The following is a 20,447-nucleotide window of genomic DNA, read 5'->3' as shown; positions in this document are numbered from 1 at the left end:
CTTCAGAGCGGGCTGGAACAGGCTTAATCCGTCACCGTTTACAACTCCAAAGGGTTCTGGCATGGCTGGAACGGAGAAAATGGGTGGGATTTTAAGATGACTGGCAACCGTGACGATAGTCTGGACGAGCGTCGCAAGCGCCTTGCCGAAGAGTTGGCAAAGGTGAAGGCGGAGGATGAGGCGGAAGTGAGGGCGGAGACCAATGCCGCGGAAAGCCGGAAAGGCTTTGCGATGGCGGTGAAGCTCTCATCGGAGTTCATTTCGGCCATCGTGGTCGGCGCTATGCTGGGTTATCTTCTGGACTATTTTGTCGGCACGACGCCGTGGGGGATGATCGTTCTTCTTCTTCTCGGTTTCTGCGCAGGCGTATTGAATGTGTTGCGCTCCACGGGCGCGGTGGCAAAGCCGCCGCTGCTTGAGAGAGCCGACAAGCGAGACGAGGGTGGAAAAGACGGCGTTTAAGCTGTTTTTTCTTGCAGTTGAGATGCCGCCGTGAGCGGCGACAGGTAAAGAGGGCAGCCGGTGGCAAACGATCCGACCCATCAGTTCTTGGTGCAGCCGATCATTCCGATCGAAATTGGCGGCGTCGATTTTTCCTTCACCAATGCGTCGCTTTTCATGGTCGCGACCGTGGCCGCCGCTTCCGGTTTCCTTTATTTCGCAACGTCGAGCCGCGGTCTGATCCCGACCCGCATGCAGTCCGTTGCTGAAATGTCCTATGAATTCATCGCCTCCATGCTGCGCGAAGGCGCCGGCAAAAAGGGCATGGTGTTCTTCCCATTCGTATTCTCGCTGTTCATGTTCGTGCTGACTGCGAACCTTCTCGGCATGTTCCCGTATTTCTTCACGGTCACCAGCCAGATCATCGTCACCTTCGCGCTTGCCTGCCTCGTCATCGGCACGGTCGTCGTTTACGGTTTCTACAAGCACGGTCTGCATTTCTTCGGCATCTTCGCACCTTCTGGCGTGCCGAAGGCGCTTTTGCCGCTTGTCGCGTCAATTGAAATGATTTCGTTCCTGTCGCGTCCGATCAGCCTTTCCGTTCGTCTCTTCGCGAACATGCTGGCTGGCCACATCACGCTCAAGGTTTTCGCAGGCTTCGTCGCCTCCATGGGTGCGCTCGGCGCGCTCGGTATCGGCGGTGCAGTCCTGCCTCTCATCATGACGGTCGCAATGACCGCTCTCGAATTTCTCGTTGCCTTCCTGCAGGCTTATGTGTTCGCGGTACTGACTTGCATGTACCTGAACGACGCCGTGCATGGTGGTCACTGAGAAGTAAAGTCGCTGGCCCCGGCAACGGGCGCCAAAAGATAGCCGCAACAACCAATATCTCAAGGAGTCTCACATGGAAGCGGAAGCAGCAAAGTACATCGGCGCAGGTCTCGCATGCCTCGGCATGGCTGGTACGTCCCTCGCACTCGGCCGTATCTTCGGTGATTACCTCTCCGGCGCACTGCGCAACCCCTCTGCTGCCGACAGCCAGTTCGGCCGTCTGGTATTCGGCTTCGCCGTTACGGAAGCTCTGGGCATCTTCTCGCTGCTCGTAGCTCTCCTTCTCCTGTTCGCTGTCTAATAACGGCATCAGGTCTGGATCACGGCTCGCGCAAATTGCGTGCCGTGATCCTTCGCATTTGCAGTCCCCCTGGAGGTGAGCATGTTCGTGACCGAGGCTTATGCCCAGTCAGCACCGACCGTAGGTGAAACGCATACGGAAACTCCGGCTGTCGGCCAGCCGCAACCGGAAGCCACGCACACGGAAACCGGTGTAGCGCACGGCGCCGAACACGGTGCTTCCGGCGTTTTCCCGCCGTTCGACCAGTCTACTTATGCATCGCAGGTCCTGTGGCTGGCGATCACGTTCGGCCTTTTCTACCTGCTCATGCAGAAGGTCATCGTTCCTCGCGTCGGCGGCATTCTTGAAAACCGTCATGGGCGCATTGCACAGGATCTCGATGAAGCGGCACGGCTGAAAAGCGAAGCCGACGCAGCCGTCGAAACCTATGAAAAAGAACTCGCGGCAGCCCGCGCCAAGGCAAGCTCGATAGGCTCCGCGGCACGTGACGCCGCCAAGGCGAAAGCCGATGCCGACCGCGTCGCTATCGAAGCCGGACTTGCCGAGAAGCTTGCCGCCGCCGAAAAGCGCATTGCGGGTATCAGGGATCAGGCATTCGCGGATGTCGGCGCCATTGCCGAGGAAACCGCGACCGCAATCGTTGACCAGCTGGTTGGCGCCAAGGTCAAGGATGCCGACGTCAAGGCCGCCATTGCAGCCGCTTCGACTGTGAAGGGAGCCTGATATGGCGTTTGATGCATCATTTTTCGCTCTTGTCGGTCTTGTCCTTTTCTTCGTCCTGATCGCCTATCTCAAGGTTCCGGGCATGCTCTCCAAGTCCCTGGACGAGCGCGCACAGAACATTCAGGACGAACTGGCCGAAGCCAAGCGTCTGCGCGAAGAGGCACAGCACCTGCTGGCCGAATACCAGCGCAAGCGCAAGGAAGCCGAAGCTGAAGCAGCCGGCATCGTTGCCGCTGCCGAACGCGAAGCGGCCGCCCTGACCGCCGAAGCCAAGCAGAAGACGGAAGAATTCGTCGTCCGCCGCACGGCCCTGTCGGAACAGAAGATCAAGCAGGCCGAAGAAGACGCCATCGGCGCCGTTCGTGCCGCCGCCGTGGACATCGCCATTGCAGCTTCCGAGAAGCTCATTGCCGAAAAGACCACCGCTGCCGCAAAGGCCAAACTTTTCGCCAACACCATTGGCGAAGTGAAGTCGAAGCTGAACTAAGTTCATCTCGGGCTATTCAAAACCCCTCCGGCACCCGCCGCGAGGGGTTTTTTGTTTTATGCCTCAACCACGGGCGGTGTTGGCAAGCTCGCGGTTGCACACTGTGGTGCCGGCTTGCAGCGTGTCTATCGATGTCTGTCGACCTTTGGAGAAAAAGCATCGGCTTTGTGGACTGGATGCTGGCCGGCAATTCGTGGCTGCCAATTTGTCGAGGCTTGTTAAGTGATCGCGGGATAGATTGTCTTGGCCTCGAGCGCTATCAGCACCGCCAGTACAAAAGCTGCCGCGGTGGCAACCAGAAATGCGCCACTGAAAGCCAGGCCTGCTTTCGCGATGCCCAAGCCGAGATCCTGCATCAGCCATCTTATCTGAGCCTGCGCATACCAGATCGTGGCGAGCGCGATAATGGCGAGCCCTAACGTAAGGCCATGTTCCAGAGGCATGGATGCAAAATCGAAACCCAGAACCAGGACAAATGTAAACGGCGCAGCCACGTAACATTGGCTGAAGAACGGCGGACGCAGGGAGTTTCGCGTGATCCTCACCCGTTTCCACCGCAGAAGCGTGACGGCCATACACAGCGGATAAATCCCGAATATAACGCCACGCGCTATGAGCAGGTTCGAACCCGAACCAAGCTCCCGGGCGGCCAATGCGGGATCGTAAATGGTCGGAAGGGAAGCGGAGAGCCCCTGCGAAAATAGCAGAGTGATCAGGAGGAAGAGGGGCGGACTCAGTGTGTCGTCATACTGGTCCTCAAGCCGATCCGCGAGTTCGCTATCGGCGTAGCGCATCATGCTGAGCGGTGCGACGACCGATCGCCACATTGTCAGCGGATAGAAGAGGAGCCATGAAACCAGCTCGTAGAGAAGTTCTTCGAGCGACTTCAACAGTTTCATGAAATCCAAATCTCTTCTCCCAAAGCCCGTCAAGTCCACGCATTGAGATAGAATTCTACCAGTGGAGACGGAGATCGTCACCTCATGGCAGGGCGCTGAAATCCCGGGCGAGACCGCATTCTCCGCTTCAGGATCGTGGTTTTCGATCAGTCCTGCTTCAGCGGCCTGAAACTCATCCGGTGCAGCGGGCAGGGCCCATGGCTTTCTATAGCGCGCAGGTGGGCTGGTGTGCCGTAACCCGCATGGCCTTCGAAACCATAGGAGCTGTGCACTACACCGGCCCGTTCCATCATCCGGTCACGGGTCACCTTGGCGATGATCGAAGCGGCGGCGATTGAGAGGGAGCGGGAATCGCCCTTGATGACGGCCTTCGACTCGCAGGTGATGCCCGGCGGCTTGTCGCGGCCATCTGCCAGCACGAGGGCTGGGGAAATTTCGAGGCCGAGTACGGCGCGACGCATCGCGTCGAGGCTGGCGCGCAGGATATTCATGGTGTCGATAAGGCCGGGGCCGGAGGAGGCGACGGAAACGATCGATGTTTCCATGATTTGCAGAAACAGGCTTTCCCGTTTCAGCTTGGTCAGTTTCTTGGAATCGTCAAGACCACCAGGAATATTGTCGGGATCGAGAATGACAGCTGCCGCAACCACTGGTCCCGCGAGAGGCCCCCGGCCTGCCTCATCCGTGCCGGCCACGGGCCAAAGCCCCTTCTTCCTCGCTTCAAGTTCGAAGGAGAAATCGGGGCCCGTATCGGCGAGATCAAAGAGGGCAGGAGAATCGGGTGTGGTGCGGCGTTTCATGCGGCAGAAACTTGCACACACACCCGATCTCCTGCAAGCCCCCGGAAGCGGGCGATGACGGGCGCGGCCAGCCGGGTCAAGGGGCGTGGCCAACCGTGCCCCTTAGGTCGTCATGACCTTTGATCCTCCAACGGGGCGGCGGAGGAAAAACGATCGCACGCGAGGCGGCGGGTTCCGGGGGTGATGTCCGACGGGCCAGGGAAACCCGCCGGGCATTTCGTCAAGAGCATGGCCCCGTCAACAGGAAAGGGCTGCCACTCCTTATGTGTCTGCACCGCTGGGTATCGTTGCGCGCATCGTAATGCGCCTTCGATCGGCCAAGCGGGCCTCATATTTTCAAAGCAGCGACAATTGCACGCCGGCACCTCCCGGCGGCACGAAGATATCGTCGCGCAGGTTAATGCCGCGGCGGATGAGGCCAAGCCGTTTCGTCGCCATTTCGAAACGCCTGCCGATCTGCCATGCATAGGGACCAGCACCCTTCATGCGTTTTCCGAATTCCGCATCGTAATCCTTGCCGTCGCGCATGGAGCGCACCAGCGACATGACATGCCGGTAGCGGTCCGGATAGTTGCGCAGCAGCCAGTCGCGGAAGAGGGGGCTGACCTCCAGCGGCAGGCGCAGCAGCACATAGGAGGCCTCCGTTGCGCCAGCGGCCTTGCCGGCTTCGAGAATGCGTTCGATCTCATGATCGTTGAGTGCGGGAATGACAGGTGCCATCATCACCGCCACGGGAATGCCGGCATCCGTCAGCGCCTTGACCGCTTCCAGCCGCTTTTCGGGCGTGGCGGCGCGCGGTTCCATGCTGCGTGCCAGCTTGCGGTCCAGCGTCGTCACGGAAATACCAACCTTGACGAGACCTTTCTTGGCCATGGGCGCGAGAATATCGATATCCCGCTTGATCAGGGCCGATTTGGTGACGATGGCGACGGGATGGTCGGCCTTTGCCAGCACTTCCAGTATCTGCCGCATGATCCGCCATTCGCGCTCGATCGGCTGGTAGGGGTCGGTATTGGTGCCGATGGCAATGACGCGCGGCTTGTAGCCGGGCTTCGCCAGCTCCCTTTCGAGCAGCTTTGCCGCATCCGGCTTGGCGAAAAGCTTCGCCTCGAAATCCAGCCCCGCAGAGAGCCCCATATAGCTGTGCGTCGGACGGGCGAAACAGTAGATGCAGCCATGTTCGCAGCCGCGATAGGGATTGATGGAACGGTCGAAAGGGATGTCAGGCGATTCGTTGCGGCTGATGATGCTGCGCGGCTTTTCCACCTGCACTTCGGTGCGGAACTCCGGCAGCTCCTCGAGGGTCTGCCAGCCATCGTCGAAAACCTCCCGCTGCAGGGCCTCAAAGCGCCCACCCGGGTTAAGTCCGGCACCACGCCCGCGACGACGGTCGATCTCGATGCGCAGGCCCGACGCATCGGCCAACGCATTGGCAATGTCAGGCGTATGGCTCGGCTGGAAAGCAGCCTGCCCCGAAAGCGTATGGTCTCTCATCTGGATGCTCCCAGGGTGCCGCACGCCTCTCAAGGCAAGCCAACGCCCTAAACCGTTTCCACTCGAACCGGCGTTTCATTGCCTCTTCGAATGATTAAATTCCTACCGCAAAAATGAGAACATTACAAGAACAAAAAATGCAAAATCGATAGCTGGCCGACCCGCGGCCGGGGTCCTGTTTGTGTCAATCCCACCTGAAGGTGGGTTAGAGTTAAGCCTGAACGGTCGCGGATTTTCTGACATCCAGCGCAGTGGCAATTTATTGTGCGATGCGTTAGAGCTATGCATATGTTGACAGTCATAATGGAATGCCGGGATCAGGAACCGGAACTGGCGCATACGCTGTCTGCGCTTGTAACCGGGGCCGTGGAAGGGCTGGTAAGCGACGTTGTGATCCTCGATCACGGTTCGCGCGATGGATCGTCGCGCGTCGCCGATGCCGCTGGCTGCCGTTTTTATGCGCAGTGGGATATTGAGGATGTCATGCGCTCGGCGCGCGGGCATTGGATCCTGCTGGTCGAACCGGGTGCGCGTCCGCAGAGCGGCTGGATCGAAGAGATTCTCGAATATGTGGCTGTCTGTGCCGAGCCCGCGCGTTTCTCGCCGTCCCGGTATCACAAGCGGCCCTTTTTCAGCCGGATAGTGCGCCGCCGTCCTCCCTTGGAATGCGGCTACCTGATGCCGAAGAAACATGCGGTGGCGATCGCAAAATCCGGCATGGGCCTGACACAGCTCGTGCACGCGCAAAAGCCGCGCCGCCTGAATGCGGAACTGGTTCCCGCCTGGACGGCGAGAACTTCCAACTAACATGCAACGATGATGAAGCTGCTGTCCCTAGCGGGCGGTGATCACCTTGCCGGGGTTCATGATGCCCGCGGGGTCAAAGGCGTGTTTGATGCGTCGCATCAGGTCCATTTCAATGCCAGGCCTGATCGCGGCCAGTTCGTCGCGCTTCAACTGGCCGATGCCATGTTCGGCCGAAATCGAGCCGCCGAGCGACAGTACGATGCCGTGCACGATCTCGTTCATATCCCGCCAGCGACCGATGAATTCAGCTTTGTCCGCACCAACCGGCTGGGAAATATTGTAGTGGATGTTGCCATCGCCCAGATGGCCGAAGGCGCAGACGCGGGCGCCGGGAATGGCGGCAAGAACGGCCTTTTCCGCCGTTGCCATGAATTCCGGTATCTTCGACACCGGAACGGAAACGTCGTGTTTGATAGAGCCGCCTTCCGGCTTTTGCGCATCCGACATGCTTTCGCGCATATGCCAGAGCGCCTGACGCTGCGCTTCCGATGAAGCGATCACCGCATCCTCGACGAGCCCAGCGGAAAAACCGCGGTCCAACAGCGATTGCATCATTGTTTCAGCCGTCTCAGCCGAATCGGAGGTGGAGATATCGATGAGCGCGTACCAGTCATGCGGCGTTTGTAGCGGATCGCGCACGCCGGGAATATGTTTGGCGGTGAATTCCACGCCGATGCGCGGCATCAGCTCAAAACCGGTCAGCGCCGTGCCGCAGAGGTTTGAGGCCATTTCGAACAGCTTCAACGCGTCCTCAGTGGATCGAAGACCGGCAAAACCCACCTGATGGCCGAGCGGCACGGGGAAAAGCTTCAGCACCGCACCGGTGATAACGCCGAGCGTGCCTTCCGAACCGATGAAGAGATCGCGCAGATCGTAACCCGTATTGTCCTTTTTCAGCCGGCGAAGCCCGTCCCAGATTTCACCTGTTGGCAGCACCACTTCAAGCCCCAGGCAAAGCTGGCGCATATTGCCATAAGCGAGAACTGCCGTGCCGCCGGCATTGGTGGCCAGATTACCGCCGATGCGGCACGAGCCCTGCGAACCGAGCGACAGCGGGAACATCCGCTCCACGGTCGATGCGGCCTTGTGAATGTCGTCGAGAATGCAACCGGCATCCGCAACGATGGTGTTGGCGACCGGATCGATGTCGCGGATACGGTTCATGCGCTCGAGCGAGAGGATGATGTCGGTTCCGTCAGCACGCGGCGTCTGGCCACCCACAAGGCCAGTATTGCCGGTCTGCGGCACGATGGGCGTGCCGGTCTCGCTGGCGAGCTTCAGGATGGCTGCAACCTCCTCGACAGTGCCGGGCTTGAGCAGCAGCGGTGACGCACCATGGTAAAGCCCGCGATTTTCCACAAGACGCGGCGCCATTTCCACAGCGTCGCGCACCGCGTTTTTTTCGCCGACAATGGCAGTGAAGCGGTCGAGGATGTCGGAGGAGGGGGCTGCGATTGTCATTGGCGTCTCGCTGTCATTTGAAACGGTGGGCGAAATGGTGAAGTGCCGTCAGCCTCGCGGCGCGGCGGCGCGGGAAAGGCGGTCATTGATCGCCTCTCCAAGACCGTGGGCGGGAATGGTTGTGACCGCGATTGTCGCGGCACCGCTCGCATCGGCCGCTTTGAGATAATCGAACAGATTGGCGGCCGCCTCGGCAAGGTCGCCGGAAGGGCTGAGGTCGAGAACGGTACGGGCCGTCTCTTGTCCCTCAACCGCGATGCCGCCGAACCGGATCAGTGCCTCGTCGGAAGAAACGGACGTCGCGTCGAGGCGAACAGCTGCACCGGGCGCATAATGCGAGGCGAGCATTCCGGGTGCCTCGATGGCAGCTGATGCCTTTTCCGGCCGTTCGAGCTGGGTGCCGGTGATGCGCTCGATCTCCTCGGTGACGATGCCGCCGGGACGAAGCAGCCGCACCCGCCCGTCGTCTTCCACTTTGACGATGGTGGATTCGACACCGACGGAGGCAGCACCGCCATCAAGAATGAGGTTGATCCTGTTACCGAGATCAGCCTCGACATGGGCGGCACTGGTGGGGCTGATCTTGCCTGAACTATTGGCACTGGGCGCAGCAAGAGGTTTGTCGAACCGGCGGATCAGATCACCGGCGAAACCCTGCGGAACGCGAATGCCGACGGTATCGAGCCCGGCCGTTGCAAGTGAGTGAATGCCGCTTGCCGGTTTCAGCGGCAGAACCAGCGTCAACGGGCCGGGCCAGAAGGCTTCGGCGAGGCGTCGCGACACGGGATCGAAAACCGCATAACGTTCGGCCATGGCGATATCGGCCATATGGCAGATCAGCGGATTAAACTGCGGCCTGCCTTTCGTTTCGTAAATGCGGGCAATGGCCGCCGGATCGGTTGCGTCCGCAGCAAGGCCGTAGACGGTTTCCGTGGGCAGGGCGATTGGCTGGCCGCGGGAAAGCTCCTCGACGGCCGCCTGCAAGGCGGTTTCCCGCTCGTTTTCGATATCGATATGACGCGCCATGATGCTGCCTTTCAGGGCGTCAATAGCGTATTTCAGGGCCTTATGGAAAGCGCTATCGTGGCTTTTATATTGCCTTGATGATCTTGCGCATCTCGTCCGAGCGGGCGCCGAGCATAAGCACGTTTTTGAGCGCAACGCGTGGGTCGTGGGTCTGGAACAGCAGGCCGCCGCGATGGAAGGAGGTATCGATGGCGACGTTCTTGTTTGGAAGCGCGTTGATGGCGACTGCGAAATACATCCGCGAATAGCGCGCATCGATGTTTTCGAAGAAGTTCTCGGCCCCGCTCAACTCGGCGAAGAAATTCGCGAAATAGAATGACCAGAGCACATGACGCTCGGCGTCGAAACTGGTTTTCGCTGCCGTGACATGGCAATAGCCGAGATGCGGCCGCTCATCCAGCAGATGGTGGAAAACCATCTTGGGAAAACGGATGGACTGGTGAAAGCCATTGAGACGGCTATGGGTGGCGTCGGCAGCAGCCTCGAGCTTGCGTCCGGTCATCGCCGCCACTTCTTCATGGCTGTAATAGACGCGTTCCCTCGGCAGCCAGCGTTCTTCGTAGCGGCTGATGCGCCCGGTTCGCAGGAAATCCGAATGCGCGGTCTTTGAACGTATCGGCGTGACCGAATGTTTGCCGGCATCGAAATAACGTATGCGTGTCGCCTTCTCCACCTGGAACGCCCTCGTTGTTGTCGATCAGGCAATATAGTTTAGGGCATGTTAAAACTCCGTTGCGCCACACCCCCCGTTTTTTAACGGGTAGAGAGGGAGCTGCGCGACATCATGCGTCATATTGCGACGTGGTTTCCGGCGGGGAATAGCTGCCGGATTTCGCAGCGGAATGGCGTGCAACGGCCATTGGCGCATGTCGCAATTTGTCGCCAATGCGGAAGCCGATGTCGCTGTCTGCGCTACCGCAAATGAACGCTGATGTTTAGATGGGATCACACTTCCGCAGTCCGATAAATGGTGTGGGGCAGGGCGGTTTGATCGAGGATTTGGCCATGGAATTGCGTGATACCGTACTGCGTCAGCTGAAGAACCGCCGCGAAGGCTTCAGCCTGGAACAGTCTTTCTACACGGACCCGGATTATTTCAATCTGGACATGGAAACCATCTGGTACCGCGACTGGCTGTTTGTCGGCCATGATTGCGAAGTGCCGAAGGCCGGCAACTACATCACAGTTCAGGTCGGCGCCTATTCCGTCGTCATCATTCGCGGTCGCGACGGACAGATTCGCGCCCTCCATAATTCCTGTCGCCATCGCGGTTCCCGCGTCTGCTCTTCTCATAAGGGCCAGTCCGCACGCCTCGTCTGTCCCTATCACCAGTGGACCTACGATCTGGACGGCAAGCTGCTGTTTGCCCGCCATATGGGCGATGATTTCGACAAGGCTGAATTCGGCCTGAAGCCGGTCCACTGCGAAACCGTTGCCGGTTACGTCTTCATCTGCTTGGCAGACCAGCCCGCCGATTTCGCGCCGATGCGCGCCGAGGTCGAAAGCTACATGGCGCCGCATCGCATCTGGGAAGCCAAGGTCGCGCATGAAAGCACGATCATCGAAAAGGGTAACTGGAAGCTCGTCTGGGAAAACAACCGCGAGTGCTACCATTGCGCCGCCAACCATCCGGAACTCTGCCGCACCTATCCTGAAAACCCGAGCGTTACGGGTACGGACGGTGGTGCAAGCGATCCCGAGATCGGTGGCCACTGGGCACGCTGCGAGGCTGCCGGCCTGCCGAGCCGCTTCAAGATCGATCCGAAAGGCCAGTTCCGTGTTGCCCGCATGCCGCTGATCGGCGAGGCGGAAAGCTACACCATGTCGGGAAAACGCGCCGTGCGCCGGCCGCTTTCGGATGATGTCAGCATCAGCCATATCGGCGCGCTGCTTCTGTTCCATTATCCGACGACCTGGAACCACTTCCTCGGCGACCACACCATTTCCTTCCGCGTGCTGCCGCTCAACGCCAATGAGACCATGGTCACTACCAAATGGCTGGTGCACAAGGATGCGGTTGAAGGCGTGGATTACGATCTCGAGGATCTCACGCACGTCTGGAACGAAACCAACGATCAGGACCGCCGCATCGTCGAGGAAAACGCCTTCGGCATCCGTTCGCCCGCTTACCAGCCCGGCCCCTATTCCATGGAAGACGAGGGCGGCGTGATGCAGTTCGTCAACTGGTATGCCGATTTCATGGTTGACCGGCTGTCGGGCGACAAGGCCCGCCTTTCGGCAGTAGCGTAACGCGAAGATGAATATGGCTGTGACCTACAAGCACATAGACGAGATGAAGCCGTGGAGCGACAAGCTCCACCTGCTGGAATGCATTTCGGTGACGCCCGAGACGCCTGACGTGATGACATTCCTGTTCCGGTCGGAGGATCAGAACTGGTTCCGTTATCTGCCGGGCCAGTTCGTGACGCTGGAATTGCCGGTAGGCAAGGAGCCGCTCTACCGCACCTACACATTGTCCTCCAGCCCGTCGCGGCCCTATGCGCTGTCGGTCACGGTCAAGGCGCAGGCCACCAGCATCGGCACGCGCTGGATGTTCGACAATCTGAAGCCCGGCATGAAAATCCGGGCGCTCGGCCCGCTCGGCGATTTCTCTTATGTACGGCATCCCGGCGACAAATACCTGTTCATCTCGGCCGGCTCCGGCGTGACGCCGATGATGTCGATGGTGCGCGACATGAGCGACCGCGCGCCGCAGAGTGACATCGCCTTCATCAATTGCTCGCGCTCGCCATCCGATATCGTGTTCCGTCACGAGCTGGAATATCTTGCCCGCTTCATGCCGAAACTGTCGCTCGGTTTCATCGTGGAAAATTGCGGCCGCACTGATCTCTGGTCCGGCTTGAAGGGCATGGTCGACAAGGCCAAGATTGCGCTTCTGTCGCCTGATTTCATGGATCGCACGGTGTTCTGTTGTGGACCGGAGCCTTTCATGGCCGCCATCCGCTCCATGCTGGATGCTTCCGGCTTCGACATGAGCCGTTACCACCAGGAAAGCTTTTCGCCAGCCGCCCCGGTTGCTGTGGGCGAGAGTATTCACACCGTGGCGGATGGCGAAGCACTCTCGATGGTGGGGTTTACGCTTTCCGGCAAGGAGGTGCCGTGCCAGCCCGGCCAGACCGTTCTGATGACGGCGCGCGCCGCCGGTGTGCGCATCGGTGCCGCCTGCGAATCGGGGATATGCGGCACCTGCCGGGTGCTGAAGCTCTCCGGCGAGGTGGAGATGAACCACAATGGCGGCATTCTCGATGACGAAATCGATGAAGGCTATATTCTCGCCTGCTGCTCGCGGCCGTTGACCGACGTGAAGGTGGAAGCCTGAGCGCACGAAATCCTGCGTCTTATGCGGGAATCTATTTTTGAACCGGAACCAAAGGTCTTAAAACTCGTTTGCACGTCATCGAATTCTTTTCGGGTGTTTCAATGGGGCTGCCCCTACCTCCGACAAGACCGAGTAGTTAGAAAGCGCGGTTCAACGCGCTACAGCAAACGGAGGAAAGATCATGATGAATTTCCGCACGACGAGCGTCGCTACGGCGGTTGTCCTGTTCCTGACAAGCTTCACGCCGTCGCAGGCGTTCCAGGCACCTGTTCCGATGGCGAAACCGGCAATCTCAACCGAGAATGTAGTGCCGGTGCAGTATCGTGAATGGGACCGCCGAGGTGACCGTAGATACGGCGACCGCATGTATCGTCCGCGCCCGTCGCGGGACGGATATTATAACGGCCATCGCGGCTATCGCGACCGCCGTCCGGGCTACCGCTATCACAACGGAATGTGGTTCCCGCTGGCGGCATTCGCCACTGGCGCAATCATTGGCGGTGCCATGGCGCAGCCGAGACCGGCTTATGGCGGCAGCCATGTTGCCTGGTGCCAGAATCGTTGGCGCTCTTACCGCGCCTACGATAACAGCTACCAGCCGAACAGCGGTCCGCGTCGTGTATGCGTATCTCCATACAGCCGTTAAGCACGCCTTTCGAAAGCCCGGATCGGATCCGGGCTTTTGTTTTCGGGTGGCGAGTTTCGGTAACCGAAGCGTGACAACGCCGTTAATGCTGGGTTCAGGCGAAAGCGCCTAGCCTGCAACCTGTGATGTTCCAGCCAGCACCGACAAACTGGCTGGATAAAAAGAAAAAGGTGTAATTATTCACGTGCAACGGCCTGTCGACCGTCGTGAATGGAGGAAGTCAGATGAGAAGCTATGTGAAGAATATCCTGGCTGTCGGTCTTTCTGCAATCGTGGTTGCAGGAGCGATTGTTCCCGCTGAGGCAATGCCATTGCTGATGGCGCCGAAGAGTGTCGAGACCCTGGGTAACGATGCCGGCAAGAATGTCGTCAATGTGCAATACTGGCGCGATCGTGACAATCGTGGCGGCTGGGGCGGCGAACGCCGCGGCTGGTACGGCGGCCATCGCGGTTATCGCGACTACCGCCCGGGTTATCGTCACCACGACGGTTACTGGTTCCCGCTCGCAGCCTTTGCGACGGGCGCGATCATCGGCGGCGCACTGTCGCAGCCGCGCGAAGTCTACCGTCCGGTTCCGGAATATCGCCCGCGTCCGGTCTACCGCGAATATCGTCCGGTCCGTCGTGCCGGCATGAGCCAGGCGCATGTGAACTGGTGCTATGGCCGGTATCGGTCCTACGATGCCTATAGCAACACGTTCCAGCCCTACAATGGCCCACGCCAGCCCTGCTATTCGCCTTACAGCTGATAGCACTACTCCGTCACTCCGGCCTTCATCCGGCAAGACGGAGTAGCGATTGACCAGCCTGATAGTTATTACGAGCCGCCCGGATACGGGCGGCTTTTTGTTTTCACAGAATGCGCGCCCGCTTCAGCACGAACCAGGCAAGCATAACCGAAATCACGATGAAGATGCTGGCCGCCATCGTGCCGCCGGTGCCGACCGTAAATGGCAACTCATCCGTGTTCATGCCGAAGAAGCCAGTGACCAGCGATGGCGGCAGCAGGAATGCCGTCATCAGCGACAGGATATAAAGATGCCGGTTGGTTTCGGACGAGAGCTTGGAATCGATTTCCTCGTGCAGCAGCCTTGCGCGTTCCTGAAGGGCGTAGACATCGTGATCGACGGCCTCGAGGCGGCCCATCAGCCGCGAGGCGACATCCTCGAAACCGTCAGGCATCTCGTCCTCATCGGCGGCAGACGCCCGCCGCATCAGGGTGAGCACCGTGCGCAGATGCCGGTGGAGGCGAACGACCGTGCGCCTGAGCGGCGCAAGCCGCCGCCGCTCGTCGCGGTTTTCGCTGTCATAGACCAGATCCTCGATGGCATTCAGCTCTTCGGTCGTTTCCATCACCAGGCTGATCAGCGAACGCTGGAACTCCGCGACGAGGCCTTCGAAGACATGGGCCGGCGTGAGGTAGCGGTTGGAATTCTTGTCGACTGCCGCTTTCAGCCGGTCCACTGAGCGCAACGGTTGCAGACGGGTGGTAATGATGAAACGGTCGCTGACCGCGAAATGCAGCCAACCGAAATCACGCGTTTCCTGATCGAACTCGCGCTGGAAATCGACCAGCGTTCCATAAAGTGACTTTTCATCCACCGTGATGGACGGATGGGTTTCATGGGTGGTGAGGCTTGCCAGCGCTGCCGGATCGAGACCATCGATCGTTTCGAGAAAGCCCGCCACCCGCTGATCCGCGAGATTGAGGTGCAGCCAGAAGAAGCCCTCGCATTGCGCCATCTCGCTAAAGCCCGCATCGGGCGCAAGCCGCCTGCATGGCGCCGTTCCGGGGTGGAATTGATAGGCCCAGACAAGGCCGGGGATAGCGGGCGTTATGAGATCCATCGTGGCAGTCCTGACCGGCGGAATGGGAGGGGAGGCGTCCGTCGCCCCAAGACGGAAACGGCAGCGGTGGCACGGCACCTGTCAGCGCATGCTGAGCAAATTCATATGACAGTTTTATAACAATCCCGCTGAAAAGGCGGGAATTTTCAAATTGACGTTTACGTAAAAATCATTTAGCCCGAAAGCAACAGCACGATAGGCAAGAGCTTCGGGAGGAGGCAGCATGTATACCGCGCCGGTGGATGATATCGCCTTTACACTCAAACATGTGGCGGGTCTGCAAGACGCGTTGTCCAGGGGTGCTCTGAGAGACCTCGGTGAAGATGTGGTCGATGCCATATTACAGGAGGCCGGCCGTTTCGCCACCGAGCAGGTCGCGCCGCTTGCCGATATAGGCGACCGACAGGGCGCGCGGCTGAGCGACGGCAAGGTCTCAACGCCGGACGGCTGGGCCGATCTTTACCGGCGCTGGGCTGAGGCCGGCTGGAACAGCCTCACCGCACCGGAAGAATTCGGCGGCCAGAACCTGCCGCATATGCTGAATGTCGCCGCACTCGAAATGTGGAATTCCGGTTCCATGGCTTTCGCGCTTGCGCCGACGCTCACCATGGGCGCGGTGGAAGCTCTCGTTGCCCACGGTAGCAAGGACCTGAAGCGCATCTATCTTCCCAAACTCGTCTCCGGCGAATGGACCGGCACGATGAACCTCACCGAACCGCATGCGGGATCGGACCTTGGCGTGCTGAAAACCCGTGCCGAGCGTAATGGTGACGGCACCTACCGCATTTTCGGGCAGAAGATTTTCATCACCTGGGGCGAACATGACGCCGCGGACAATATCATCCACCTCGTTCTTGCCCGCCTGCCGGATGCGCCGGCCGGCACGCGCGGAATTTCGCTGTTCCTCGTGCCGAAATTCCTGCCCGAAGACGATGGCACGCCGGGCAGTCGCAACGACGTCTTCTGCCATTCGCTGGAGCACAAGCTCGGCATTCACGGTTCGCCCACCTGCACGATGATCTTCGGGGACGGAAAGTTTGGCGAAGAGAAGGGTGCCTTGGGCTGGCTGATCGGCGAGGAGAACAAGGGTCTCGCCTGCATGTTCACCATGATGAACAACGCCCGCCTTGCCGTTGGCATGCAGGGCGTGGCAATCTGCGAGGCGGCGACACAGAAGGCAATCGAATACGCCAGGGAACGCACGCAGGGCAAGGCGCCCGGCTGGCAGGGTTCGGGCATGAGCCCTATCATCGAGCATCCCGATATCGCCCGCACGCTGTTGACGATGAAAGCGCTGACACAAGGTGCGCGCGCCATCTCCTTCAACTGCGCCCACGCCATCGATATGGCGCATGCCGCCGAGGACGGGGCTGAACGCGCCCACTGGCAGGAGCGCGCAGCTCTTTTAACGCCAATCGCAAAGTCCTTCTCCACCGATGCCGGTGTCGATGTCGCTTCCATGGGCATTCAGGTGCATGGCGGCATGGGCTTCATCGAGGAAACAGGTGCGGCGCGTTACCTGCGCGATGCCCGCATCGCGCCGATCTACGAAGGCACCAACGGCATTCAGGCGATCGACCTGGTGGTGCGCAAGCTGCCGCTTTCCAATGGCGCACAGGTGCGCGGTTTCATCGCAGAATTGCGCGAAATCGTCGCCCGAACTGCTGCCTCGAACCGCACCGATCTCGGCGAGACTGCCCGTTATCTCGAAACGAGTCTCACCGATCTCGAAACGGCGACCGACTGGTTGCTGGAACGCCTGAAAGCGGGGGAAACCGAAACCGCGCTCGCCGGTGCCACGCCCTATCAGCGCCTCTTCGGGCTGGCGCTCACCGGAGCCTATCTTGCCAAGGGCGCCCTGGCCCAGGTGGATGACGGCAGGGGAGCGCCTCGCGCATCGCTCTGCCGGTTTGCGGCGGAAAACCTGCTGGCGGAAACGGCAGCGCTGAGGGATCGCGTCATTGCCGGTGCAGCAAGCCTTGCCGCCGCCCGCGCCGTGCTGGGTTAAGGAGAAAACCATGTCGGACGACCATATTTTAGTCGAGCGGGTCAGTCATGCGCCTGAGGTTCTGACCATTCGCTTCAACCGGCCGGAAAAGAAAAATGCCATCACCGATGCAATGTATATGCGCATGGCAGAGGCTCTGAAGGCCGCCAATGCAGACCCGGATATCCGTGTCGTCGCGTTTCTGGGTACGGAAGGTTGCTTTTCCGCCGGCAATGATATGGCCGATTTTCTTGCCTTCGCCATGTCTGGCGCAAAGGGCAAGCTCGCGGTGCTCGATCTTCTGAAGGCGCTGGCAACCTTCGAAAAGCCGCTGGTTTCGGGCGTCGATGGGTTGGCCATCGGCATCGGCACGACGCTGAACCTGCATTGCGATCTGACCGTTGCCTCCAACCGCAGCCTGTTCAAGACGCCGTTTGTGGATCTGGCGCTGGTGCCGGAAGCCGCGTCCAGCCTGCTTGCGCCAAAGCTCATCGGCCATCAGCGCGCCTTTGCCCTGCTGGCCATGGGCGAAGGTTTTACCGCCGAACAGGCCTTGCAGGCCGGAATGATCTGGAAAGTCGTGGCGCCGGAACATGTCGAAAGCGAAACGCTGGCGCTTGCCACGCGGCTTGCCGCCAAGCCGCAGCAGGCGTTGAAGATTGCCCGCGATCTCGTGCGCGGCAATCCGGCAGATGTGCTGGCCCGCATCGATGAGGAAGCCCGCCATTTCACCGCGCAATTGCAGAGTGCCGAGGCGCGGGCCGCTTTCGAGGCATTCATGCGGCGTTAAGCGTTCCGGCAGGAATTCCTTGCGGTTAAGGAACCGGGTAATATGGCTTGGGTTAGATAACGCAACGTCATCCTTCGAAGGCCACCCGCCATGCGTCACTTTGTTTTCGCCCTGACCGTCCTCCTCTCCGCTGCGACTGTCGCAGAGGCGGCGGCGACCGTGCCTTTGCCGGGTTCGAGCAATAACGTCATTCTGGCGCAGTCCACGCAAGAGGACAGCCCGAATTATTACTCCGGCAATTCCCGCGATCGCCAGCGCCGCGCGCGTTTCGTTTGCGTCATCACTCCACCGGACAGCGCCAATCGTCGTCGGCCCTATGTCTGCCCCATCGAGCAGGGCCGCGTTGGCGGCGCCTGCCGTTGCTCGGGCGTGGTCGGCAACGGCACGGTCGACACCGCCTGGTGATTATTTCTCCAGCGTCGCCACCGCTTCCACATGCGGCGACCACAAGAACTGGTCGACCGGCGTGACGCGCGTGACGCGATAGCCGCCCTCCACCAGAATGGCGAGGTCGCGCGCAAGCGTCAGCGGATTGCAGCTGACGGCGACGATTTTCTTCACCGCGCTGCGCGCAAGTTCCTTGCACTGGACTTCCGCACCGGCGCGCGGCGGATCGAACACCACGGCATCGTAATTCTTCATTTCGCTCGTCATCAACGGCCGGCGGAAAAGATCACGCTTTTCGATGCTGACGGGTTTCAGGCCCTGCGTGTTGCGCGCGGCGAAATCGAGCGCTTTCAGCGGCTTGTCCTCTGCCTCAACCGCATGCACGCGGCCGACGCGCGCAAGCCGCAGCGCAAACGTGCCGGAACCGCAGAAGAGATCGGCGATGCGTTTGGATTTGCCAACATGGGCAAGCACCAGTTCCGCCATGGCGTCTTCGGCCTGTTTGGTTGCCTGCGTGAAACCGCCGGCCGGTGGGGAAACCGGAATGCCGCCGAATTCGATGATCGGCTTTTGCGGTTCGATCAGGATTTCGCCTGATAGCGCGACACGGGCGATGCCACGCATGGCCAGCACCGTTTCCGTCAATGTACGCCGCTGTTTGTCGCCGACGGATTTGATGCCTTCGACGGAAATGTCGAGGCCCGAAAGCGTTTCAAGAACGGTCATGCGGAACGGTTCGGCATTCGACGCAAGGGAAAGGCCGATTGCGCGCACGGCGTCCAGCCGCGCGACGATACCAGGCGAGGTGACGGGACATTCCTCGATGGCGACGATGTGATGGCTGTTTGCCTGGTTGAAGCCGAGCAGCAGGCCCTTTTCCGTCTTGCGGGCGGCAAACACCGCGCGGCGGCGCTCGCCGGGGCGACAGATGACGAGATCGTCTACTGGCGGCGTCAGGCCTTTCGATCTCAGCGCCGAAACCACCAGCTCCCGCTTGAAGGCGTGGTAGGGCTGGTCGGCAAAGTGCTGCAGCGAACAGCCGCCGCAGGTGCCGTTAACGCCCTCGGGGCCGAAGTGGCGGCACACGGGTTCGCGGCGATCCGCGGAGGCTTCCGCAATCGAGATGATGGTGCCGGTATCCTTGACCTTGGCGATCGCCACCGTTTCGCCGGGCAGGGCGAAGGGCACATAGACCGGGCCGTCGGGACAGTGCGCAATGCCGTCGCCCTGGGCGCCAAGGCTCTTGATGCTGACGGTCTGCGTGCTCATGGCTTTTCGCCTCCGAGAAGAAATTCGATATTGCCATCGCCGCCGGAAATCGGCGAGGGGATGAGGCCGAGGCTCTTCCAGCCCATGTCTTCAACGAGCCAGCGTTCCAGTTCGGCAGCAACGGCAGGCGCCGTTTCCGGCTCTTTCAACAGCCCGGCCTTGCTGATGGCATCACGGCCTGCCTCGAATTGCGGCTTGACCAGCAGAACCGCTTGCGCGCCGGAGGCGGCAAGCGCGAGTGCCGGGGCAAGGGCGAGCTTTATGGAGATGAAAGACACGTCGGAGACGATGAAGTCCACGGACCGGTCATCAATGTCGTCGGTTGTCAGGAAGCGCGCATTCAGCCCTTCCAGATTGGTCACGCGCGGATCGTTCTCGATCCGTGGATGCATTTGCCCGTGGCCGACATCGATGGAGGTGACGTGTTTTGCGCCGCGATGAAGCAATACCTCGGTGAAGCCGCCGGTGGAGGCGCCGACGTCGAGGCATTCATGGCCCTTCGGATCGAGCCCGAAGTGTTCGAGCGCGGCGGTGAGCTTGAGGGCGGCGCGGGAAACATAGGCCTGCGCCGGATCGGTAATGGCGATCTTGACGTTTCCGGCAACGGTTTGGCTGGGCTTTGTGGCCGTTTTCCCGTTGACGCTCACGGTGCCGCGCGCAATCGCATCGCGCGCACGCGAGCGGCTGGCAAAGTGGCCGAGCGAAACAAGAAGCTGGTCAAGCCGTTCATTTTCAGGTGTTTTGGACATGGTCCCGTGTCAATGACCGCCAAACCCCGCAGATGCAAGCGATTTATCGCGCGCAAGGCTTCGCAACGGCACCATTTGCCGCAGCGCAGGGTCGTTTCGTGGTCTTTAACAGCATATGCGATTAATCCAATATAAAGGCTTGTATTGCACTTTGTCTGCAA

Annotated in this window: 22 protein-coding genes; 13 read left to right on the top strand and 9 right to left on the bottom strand. The window is 60.1% G+C overall.

Annotated elements, in window-relative coordinates:
• Positions 1–96: 96 nt before the first annotated feature.
• From ACQZ6D_RS14305 to ACQZ6D_RS14285, 5 genes are all read left to right on the top strand, one after another.
• Entirely contained in the window at positions 97–462 is a 366-nt protein-coding gene (locus tag ACQZ6D_RS14305) for an AtpZ/AtpI family protein (RefSeq protein ID WP_003511695.1), read from the top strand.
• 60 nt (positions 463–522) lie between these two features.
• Complete coding sequence (locus ACQZ6D_RS14300; RefSeq protein WP_003511697.1) at positions 523–1,272, top strand: F0F1 ATP synthase subunit A; 750 nt, start codon at positions 523–525, stop codon at positions 1,270–1,272.
• Between the two features lie 73 nt (positions 1,273–1,345).
• Positions 1,346–1,573, top strand: coding sequence for a F0F1 ATP synthase subunit C (locus ACQZ6D_RS14295; protein WP_003494147.1), 228 nt, complete (start codon positions 1,346–1,348; stop codon positions 1,571–1,573).
• A gap of 81 nt (positions 1,574–1,654) precedes the next feature.
• Positions 1,655–2,296: a F0F1 ATP synthase subunit B gene (locus ACQZ6D_RS14290; protein ID WP_003511698.1), complete on the top strand. Its 642-nt coding sequence runs from the start codon at positions 1,655–1,657 to the stop codon at positions 2,294–2,296.
• A gap of 1 nt (position 2,297) precedes the next feature.
• Positions 2,298–2,783 carry a F0F1 ATP synthase subunit B gene (locus tag ACQZ6D_RS14285; RefSeq protein WP_003511699.1) on the top strand — a complete coding sequence of 162 codons (486 nt, stop codon included), beginning with the start codon at positions 2,298–2,300 and terminating at the stop codon, positions 2,781–2,783.
• Positions 2,784–3,001: 218 nt separating this feature from the next.
• Here the strand turns inward: ACQZ6D_RS14285 and ACQZ6D_RS14280 are convergent, their stop codons facing one another.
• From ACQZ6D_RS14280 to ACQZ6D_RS14270, 3 genes are all read right to left on the bottom strand, one after another.
• Positions 3,002–3,691, bottom strand: a complete 690-nt coding sequence (locus ACQZ6D_RS14280) for a permease (protein WP_065702783.1) — start codon at positions 3,689–3,691, stop codon at positions 3,002–3,004.
• A 137-nt stretch (positions 3,692–3,828) separates the two neighbouring features.
• Positions 3,829–4,482 (bottom strand): ribonuclease HII, encoded by a 654-nt coding sequence (locus ACQZ6D_RS14275; RefSeq protein ID WP_019564214.1) that lies wholly within the window; start codon positions 4,480–4,482, stop codon positions 3,829–3,831.
• A 336-nt stretch (positions 4,483–4,818) separates the two neighbouring features.
• Entirely contained in the window at positions 4,819–5,976 is a 1,158-nt protein-coding gene (locus tag ACQZ6D_RS14270; RefSeq protein ID WP_065702782.1) for a PA0069 family radical SAM protein, read from the bottom strand.
• 288 nt (positions 5,977–6,264) lie between these two features.
• Between ACQZ6D_RS14270 and ACQZ6D_RS14265 the strand changes: the two genes are divergently transcribed.
• The gene (locus ACQZ6D_RS14265; RefSeq protein WP_003511706.1) at positions 6,265–6,783 is read left to right on the top strand and encodes a hypothetical protein; all 519 of its coding nucleotides are present in this window, start codon (positions 6,265–6,267) and stop codon (positions 6,781–6,783) included.
• A 27-nt stretch (positions 6,784–6,810) separates the two neighbouring features.
• Here ACQZ6D_RS14265 and ACQZ6D_RS14260 read toward each other — a convergent pair whose 3' ends face one another.
• From ACQZ6D_RS14260 to ACQZ6D_RS14250, 3 genes are all read right to left on the bottom strand, one after another.
• Entirely contained in the window at positions 6,811–8,244 is a 1,434-nt protein-coding gene (locus tag ACQZ6D_RS14260) for an FAD-binding oxidoreductase (RefSeq protein WP_065702780.1), read from the bottom strand.
• A gap of 48 nt (positions 8,245–8,292) precedes the next feature.
• The gene (locus ACQZ6D_RS14255; RefSeq protein ID WP_065702778.1) at positions 8,293–9,270 is read right to left on the bottom strand and encodes an L-threonylcarbamoyladenylate synthase; all 978 of its coding nucleotides are present in this window, start codon (positions 9,268–9,270) and stop codon (positions 8,293–8,295) included.
• A gap of 64 nt (positions 9,271–9,334) precedes the next feature.
• A complete protein-coding gene (locus ACQZ6D_RS14250) occupies positions 9,335–9,943 on the bottom strand; it encodes a DUF6656 family protein (protein WP_013635584.1) in 609 nt (202 codons plus the stop codon).
• Between the two features lie 332 nt (positions 9,944–10,275).
• On the opposite strand from ACQZ6D_RS14250, the gene ACQZ6D_RS14245 reads away from it, so the two are divergent.
• The 4 genes from ACQZ6D_RS14245 to ACQZ6D_RS14230 all read left to right on the top strand — a co-directional run bounded on the left by ACQZ6D_RS14245 (position 10,276) and on the right by ACQZ6D_RS14230 (position 14,005).
• Positions 10,276–11,520 (top strand): aromatic ring-hydroxylating oxygenase subunit alpha, encoded by a 1,245-nt coding sequence (locus ACQZ6D_RS14245; RefSeq protein WP_013635586.1) that lies wholly within the window; start codon positions 10,276–10,278, stop codon positions 11,518–11,520.
• Between the two features lie 7 nt (positions 11,521–11,527).
• On the top strand, positions 11,528–12,610 hold the full coding sequence (locus tag ACQZ6D_RS14240) for an FAD-binding oxidoreductase (RefSeq protein WP_013635587.1): 1,083 nt from the start codon (positions 11,528–11,530) through the stop codon (positions 12,608–12,610).
• Between the two features lie 181 nt (positions 12,611–12,791).
• On the top strand, positions 12,792–13,256 hold the full coding sequence (locus ACQZ6D_RS14235; protein WP_003511718.1) for a BA14K family protein: 465 nt from the start codon (positions 12,792–12,794) through the stop codon (positions 13,254–13,256).
• A gap of 224 nt (positions 13,257–13,480) precedes the next feature.
• A complete protein-coding gene (locus ACQZ6D_RS14230; protein WP_003511720.1) occupies positions 13,481–14,005 on the top strand; it encodes a BA14K family protein in 525 nt (174 codons plus the stop codon).
• 103 nt (positions 14,006–14,108) lie between these two features.
• On the opposite strand, the gene ACQZ6D_RS14225 is transcribed toward ACQZ6D_RS14230, so the two are convergent.
• Positions 14,109–15,104, bottom strand: a complete 996-nt coding sequence (locus ACQZ6D_RS14225) for a transporter (protein ID WP_065702776.1) — start codon at positions 15,102–15,104, stop codon at positions 14,109–14,111.
• 223 nt (positions 15,105–15,327) lie between these two features.
• Between ACQZ6D_RS14225 and ACQZ6D_RS14220 the strand changes: the two genes are divergently transcribed.
• The 3 genes from ACQZ6D_RS14220 to ACQZ6D_RS14210 all read left to right on the top strand — a co-directional run bounded on the left by ACQZ6D_RS14220 (position 15,328) and on the right by ACQZ6D_RS14210 (position 18,286).
• Positions 15,328–17,112 (top strand): acyl-CoA dehydrogenase, encoded by a 1,785-nt coding sequence (locus ACQZ6D_RS14220; RefSeq protein WP_065702774.1) that lies wholly within the window; start codon positions 15,328–15,330, stop codon positions 17,110–17,112.
• A gap of 10 nt (positions 17,113–17,122) precedes the next feature.
• Positions 17,123–17,881, top strand: a complete 759-nt coding sequence (locus tag ACQZ6D_RS14215) for a crotonase/enoyl-CoA hydratase family protein (RefSeq protein WP_065702772.1) — start codon at positions 17,123–17,125, stop codon at positions 17,879–17,881.
• A gap of 90 nt (positions 17,882–17,971) precedes the next feature.
• A complete protein-coding gene (locus ACQZ6D_RS14210; protein ID WP_065702770.1) occupies positions 17,972–18,286 on the top strand; it encodes a hypothetical protein in 315 nt (104 codons plus the stop codon).
• On the opposite strand, the gene ACQZ6D_RS14205 is transcribed toward ACQZ6D_RS14210, so the two are convergent.
• Both ACQZ6D_RS14205 and ACQZ6D_RS14200 read right to left on the bottom strand, forming a co-directional pair.
• Entirely contained in the window at positions 18,287–19,537 is a 1,251-nt protein-coding gene (locus ACQZ6D_RS14205; RefSeq protein WP_065702768.1) for a class I SAM-dependent RNA methyltransferase, read from the bottom strand.
• On the bottom strand, positions 19,534–20,286 hold the full coding sequence (locus ACQZ6D_RS14200; RefSeq protein WP_065702766.1) for a TlyA family RNA methyltransferase: 753 nt from the start codon (positions 20,284–20,286) through the stop codon (positions 19,534–19,536). The genes ACQZ6D_RS14205 and ACQZ6D_RS14200 overlap by 4 nt, the downstream gene beginning before the upstream one ends.
• Positions 20,287–20,447 lie beyond the last annotated feature (161 nt).

It is taken from the genome of Agrobacterium sp. 22-3639C2 (genome assembly GCF_053522105.1).
Note: the sequence above shows the minus strand (reverse complement) of the source record. Positions and strands in the feature narration are given on the sequence as shown.

Bases quoted from the DNA above. Each gene is read 5' to 3' on its own strand.
- ACQZ6D_RS14260 (WP_065702780.1), bottom strand. From the start codon at position 8,244: ATGACAATCGCAGCCCCCTCCTCCGACATCCTCGACCGCTTCACTGCC.
- ACQZ6D_RS14270 (WP_065702782.1), bottom strand. From the start codon at position 5,976: ATGAGAGACCATACGCTTTCGGGGCAGGCTGCTTTCCAGCCGAGCCAT.
- ACQZ6D_RS14295 (WP_003494147.1), top strand. From the start codon at position 1,346: ATGGAAGCGGAAGCAGCAAAGTACATCGGCGCAGGTCTCGCATGCCTC.
- ACQZ6D_RS14215 (WP_065702772.1), top strand. From the start codon at position 17,123: ATGTCGGACGACCATATTTTAGTCGAGCGGGTCAGTCATGCGCCTGAG.
- ACQZ6D_RS14200 (WP_065702766.1), bottom strand. From the start codon at position 20,286: ATGTCCAAAACACCTGAAAATGAACGGCTTGACCAGCTTCTTGTTTCG.
- ACQZ6D_RS14245 (WP_013635586.1), top strand. From the start codon at position 10,276: ATGGAATTGCGTGATACCGTACTGCGTCAGCTGAAGAACCGCCGCGAA.
- ACQZ6D_RS14265 (WP_003511706.1), top strand. From the start codon at position 6,265: ATGTTGACAGTCATAATGGAATGCCGGGATCAGGAACCGGAACTGGCG.
- ACQZ6D_RS14220 (WP_065702774.1), top strand. From the start codon at position 15,328: ATGTATACCGCGCCGGTGGATGATATCGCCTTTACACTCAAACATGTG.
- ACQZ6D_RS14230 (WP_003511720.1), top strand. From the start codon at position 13,481: ATGAGAAGCTATGTGAAGAATATCCTGGCTGTCGGTCTTTCTGCAATC.
- ACQZ6D_RS14290 (WP_003511698.1), top strand. From the start codon at position 1,655: ATGTTCGTGACCGAGGCTTATGCCCAGTCAGCACCGACCGTAGGTGAA.
- ACQZ6D_RS14210 (WP_065702770.1), top strand. From the start codon at position 17,972: ATGCGTCACTTTGTTTTCGCCCTGACCGTCCTCCTCTCCGCTGCGACT.
- ACQZ6D_RS14235 (WP_003511718.1), top strand. From the start codon at position 12,792: ATGATGAATTTCCGCACGACGAGCGTCGCTACGGCGGTTGTCCTGTTC.
- ACQZ6D_RS14305 (WP_003511695.1), top strand. From the start codon at position 97: ATGACTGGCAACCGTGACGATAGTCTGGACGAGCGTCGCAAGCGCCTT.
- ACQZ6D_RS14255 (WP_065702778.1), bottom strand. From the start codon at position 9,270: ATGGCGCGTCATATCGATATCGAAAACGAGCGGGAAACCGCCTTGCAG.
- ACQZ6D_RS14205 (WP_065702768.1), bottom strand. From the start codon at position 19,537: ATGAGCACGCAGACCGTCAGCATCAAGAGCCTTGGCGCCCAGGGCGAC.
- ACQZ6D_RS14225 (WP_065702776.1), bottom strand. From the start codon at position 15,104: ATGGATCTCATAACGCCCGCTATCCCCGGCCTTGTCTGGGCCTATCAA.
- ACQZ6D_RS14275 (WP_019564214.1), bottom strand. From the start codon at position 4,482: ATGAAACGCCGCACCACACCCGATTCTCCTGCCCTCTTTGATCTCGCC.
- ACQZ6D_RS14285 (WP_003511699.1), top strand. From the start codon at position 2,298: ATGGCGTTTGATGCATCATTTTTCGCTCTTGTCGGTCTTGTCCTTTTC.
- ACQZ6D_RS14240 (WP_013635587.1), top strand. From the start codon at position 11,528: ATGAATATGGCTGTGACCTACAAGCACATAGACGAGATGAAGCCGTGG.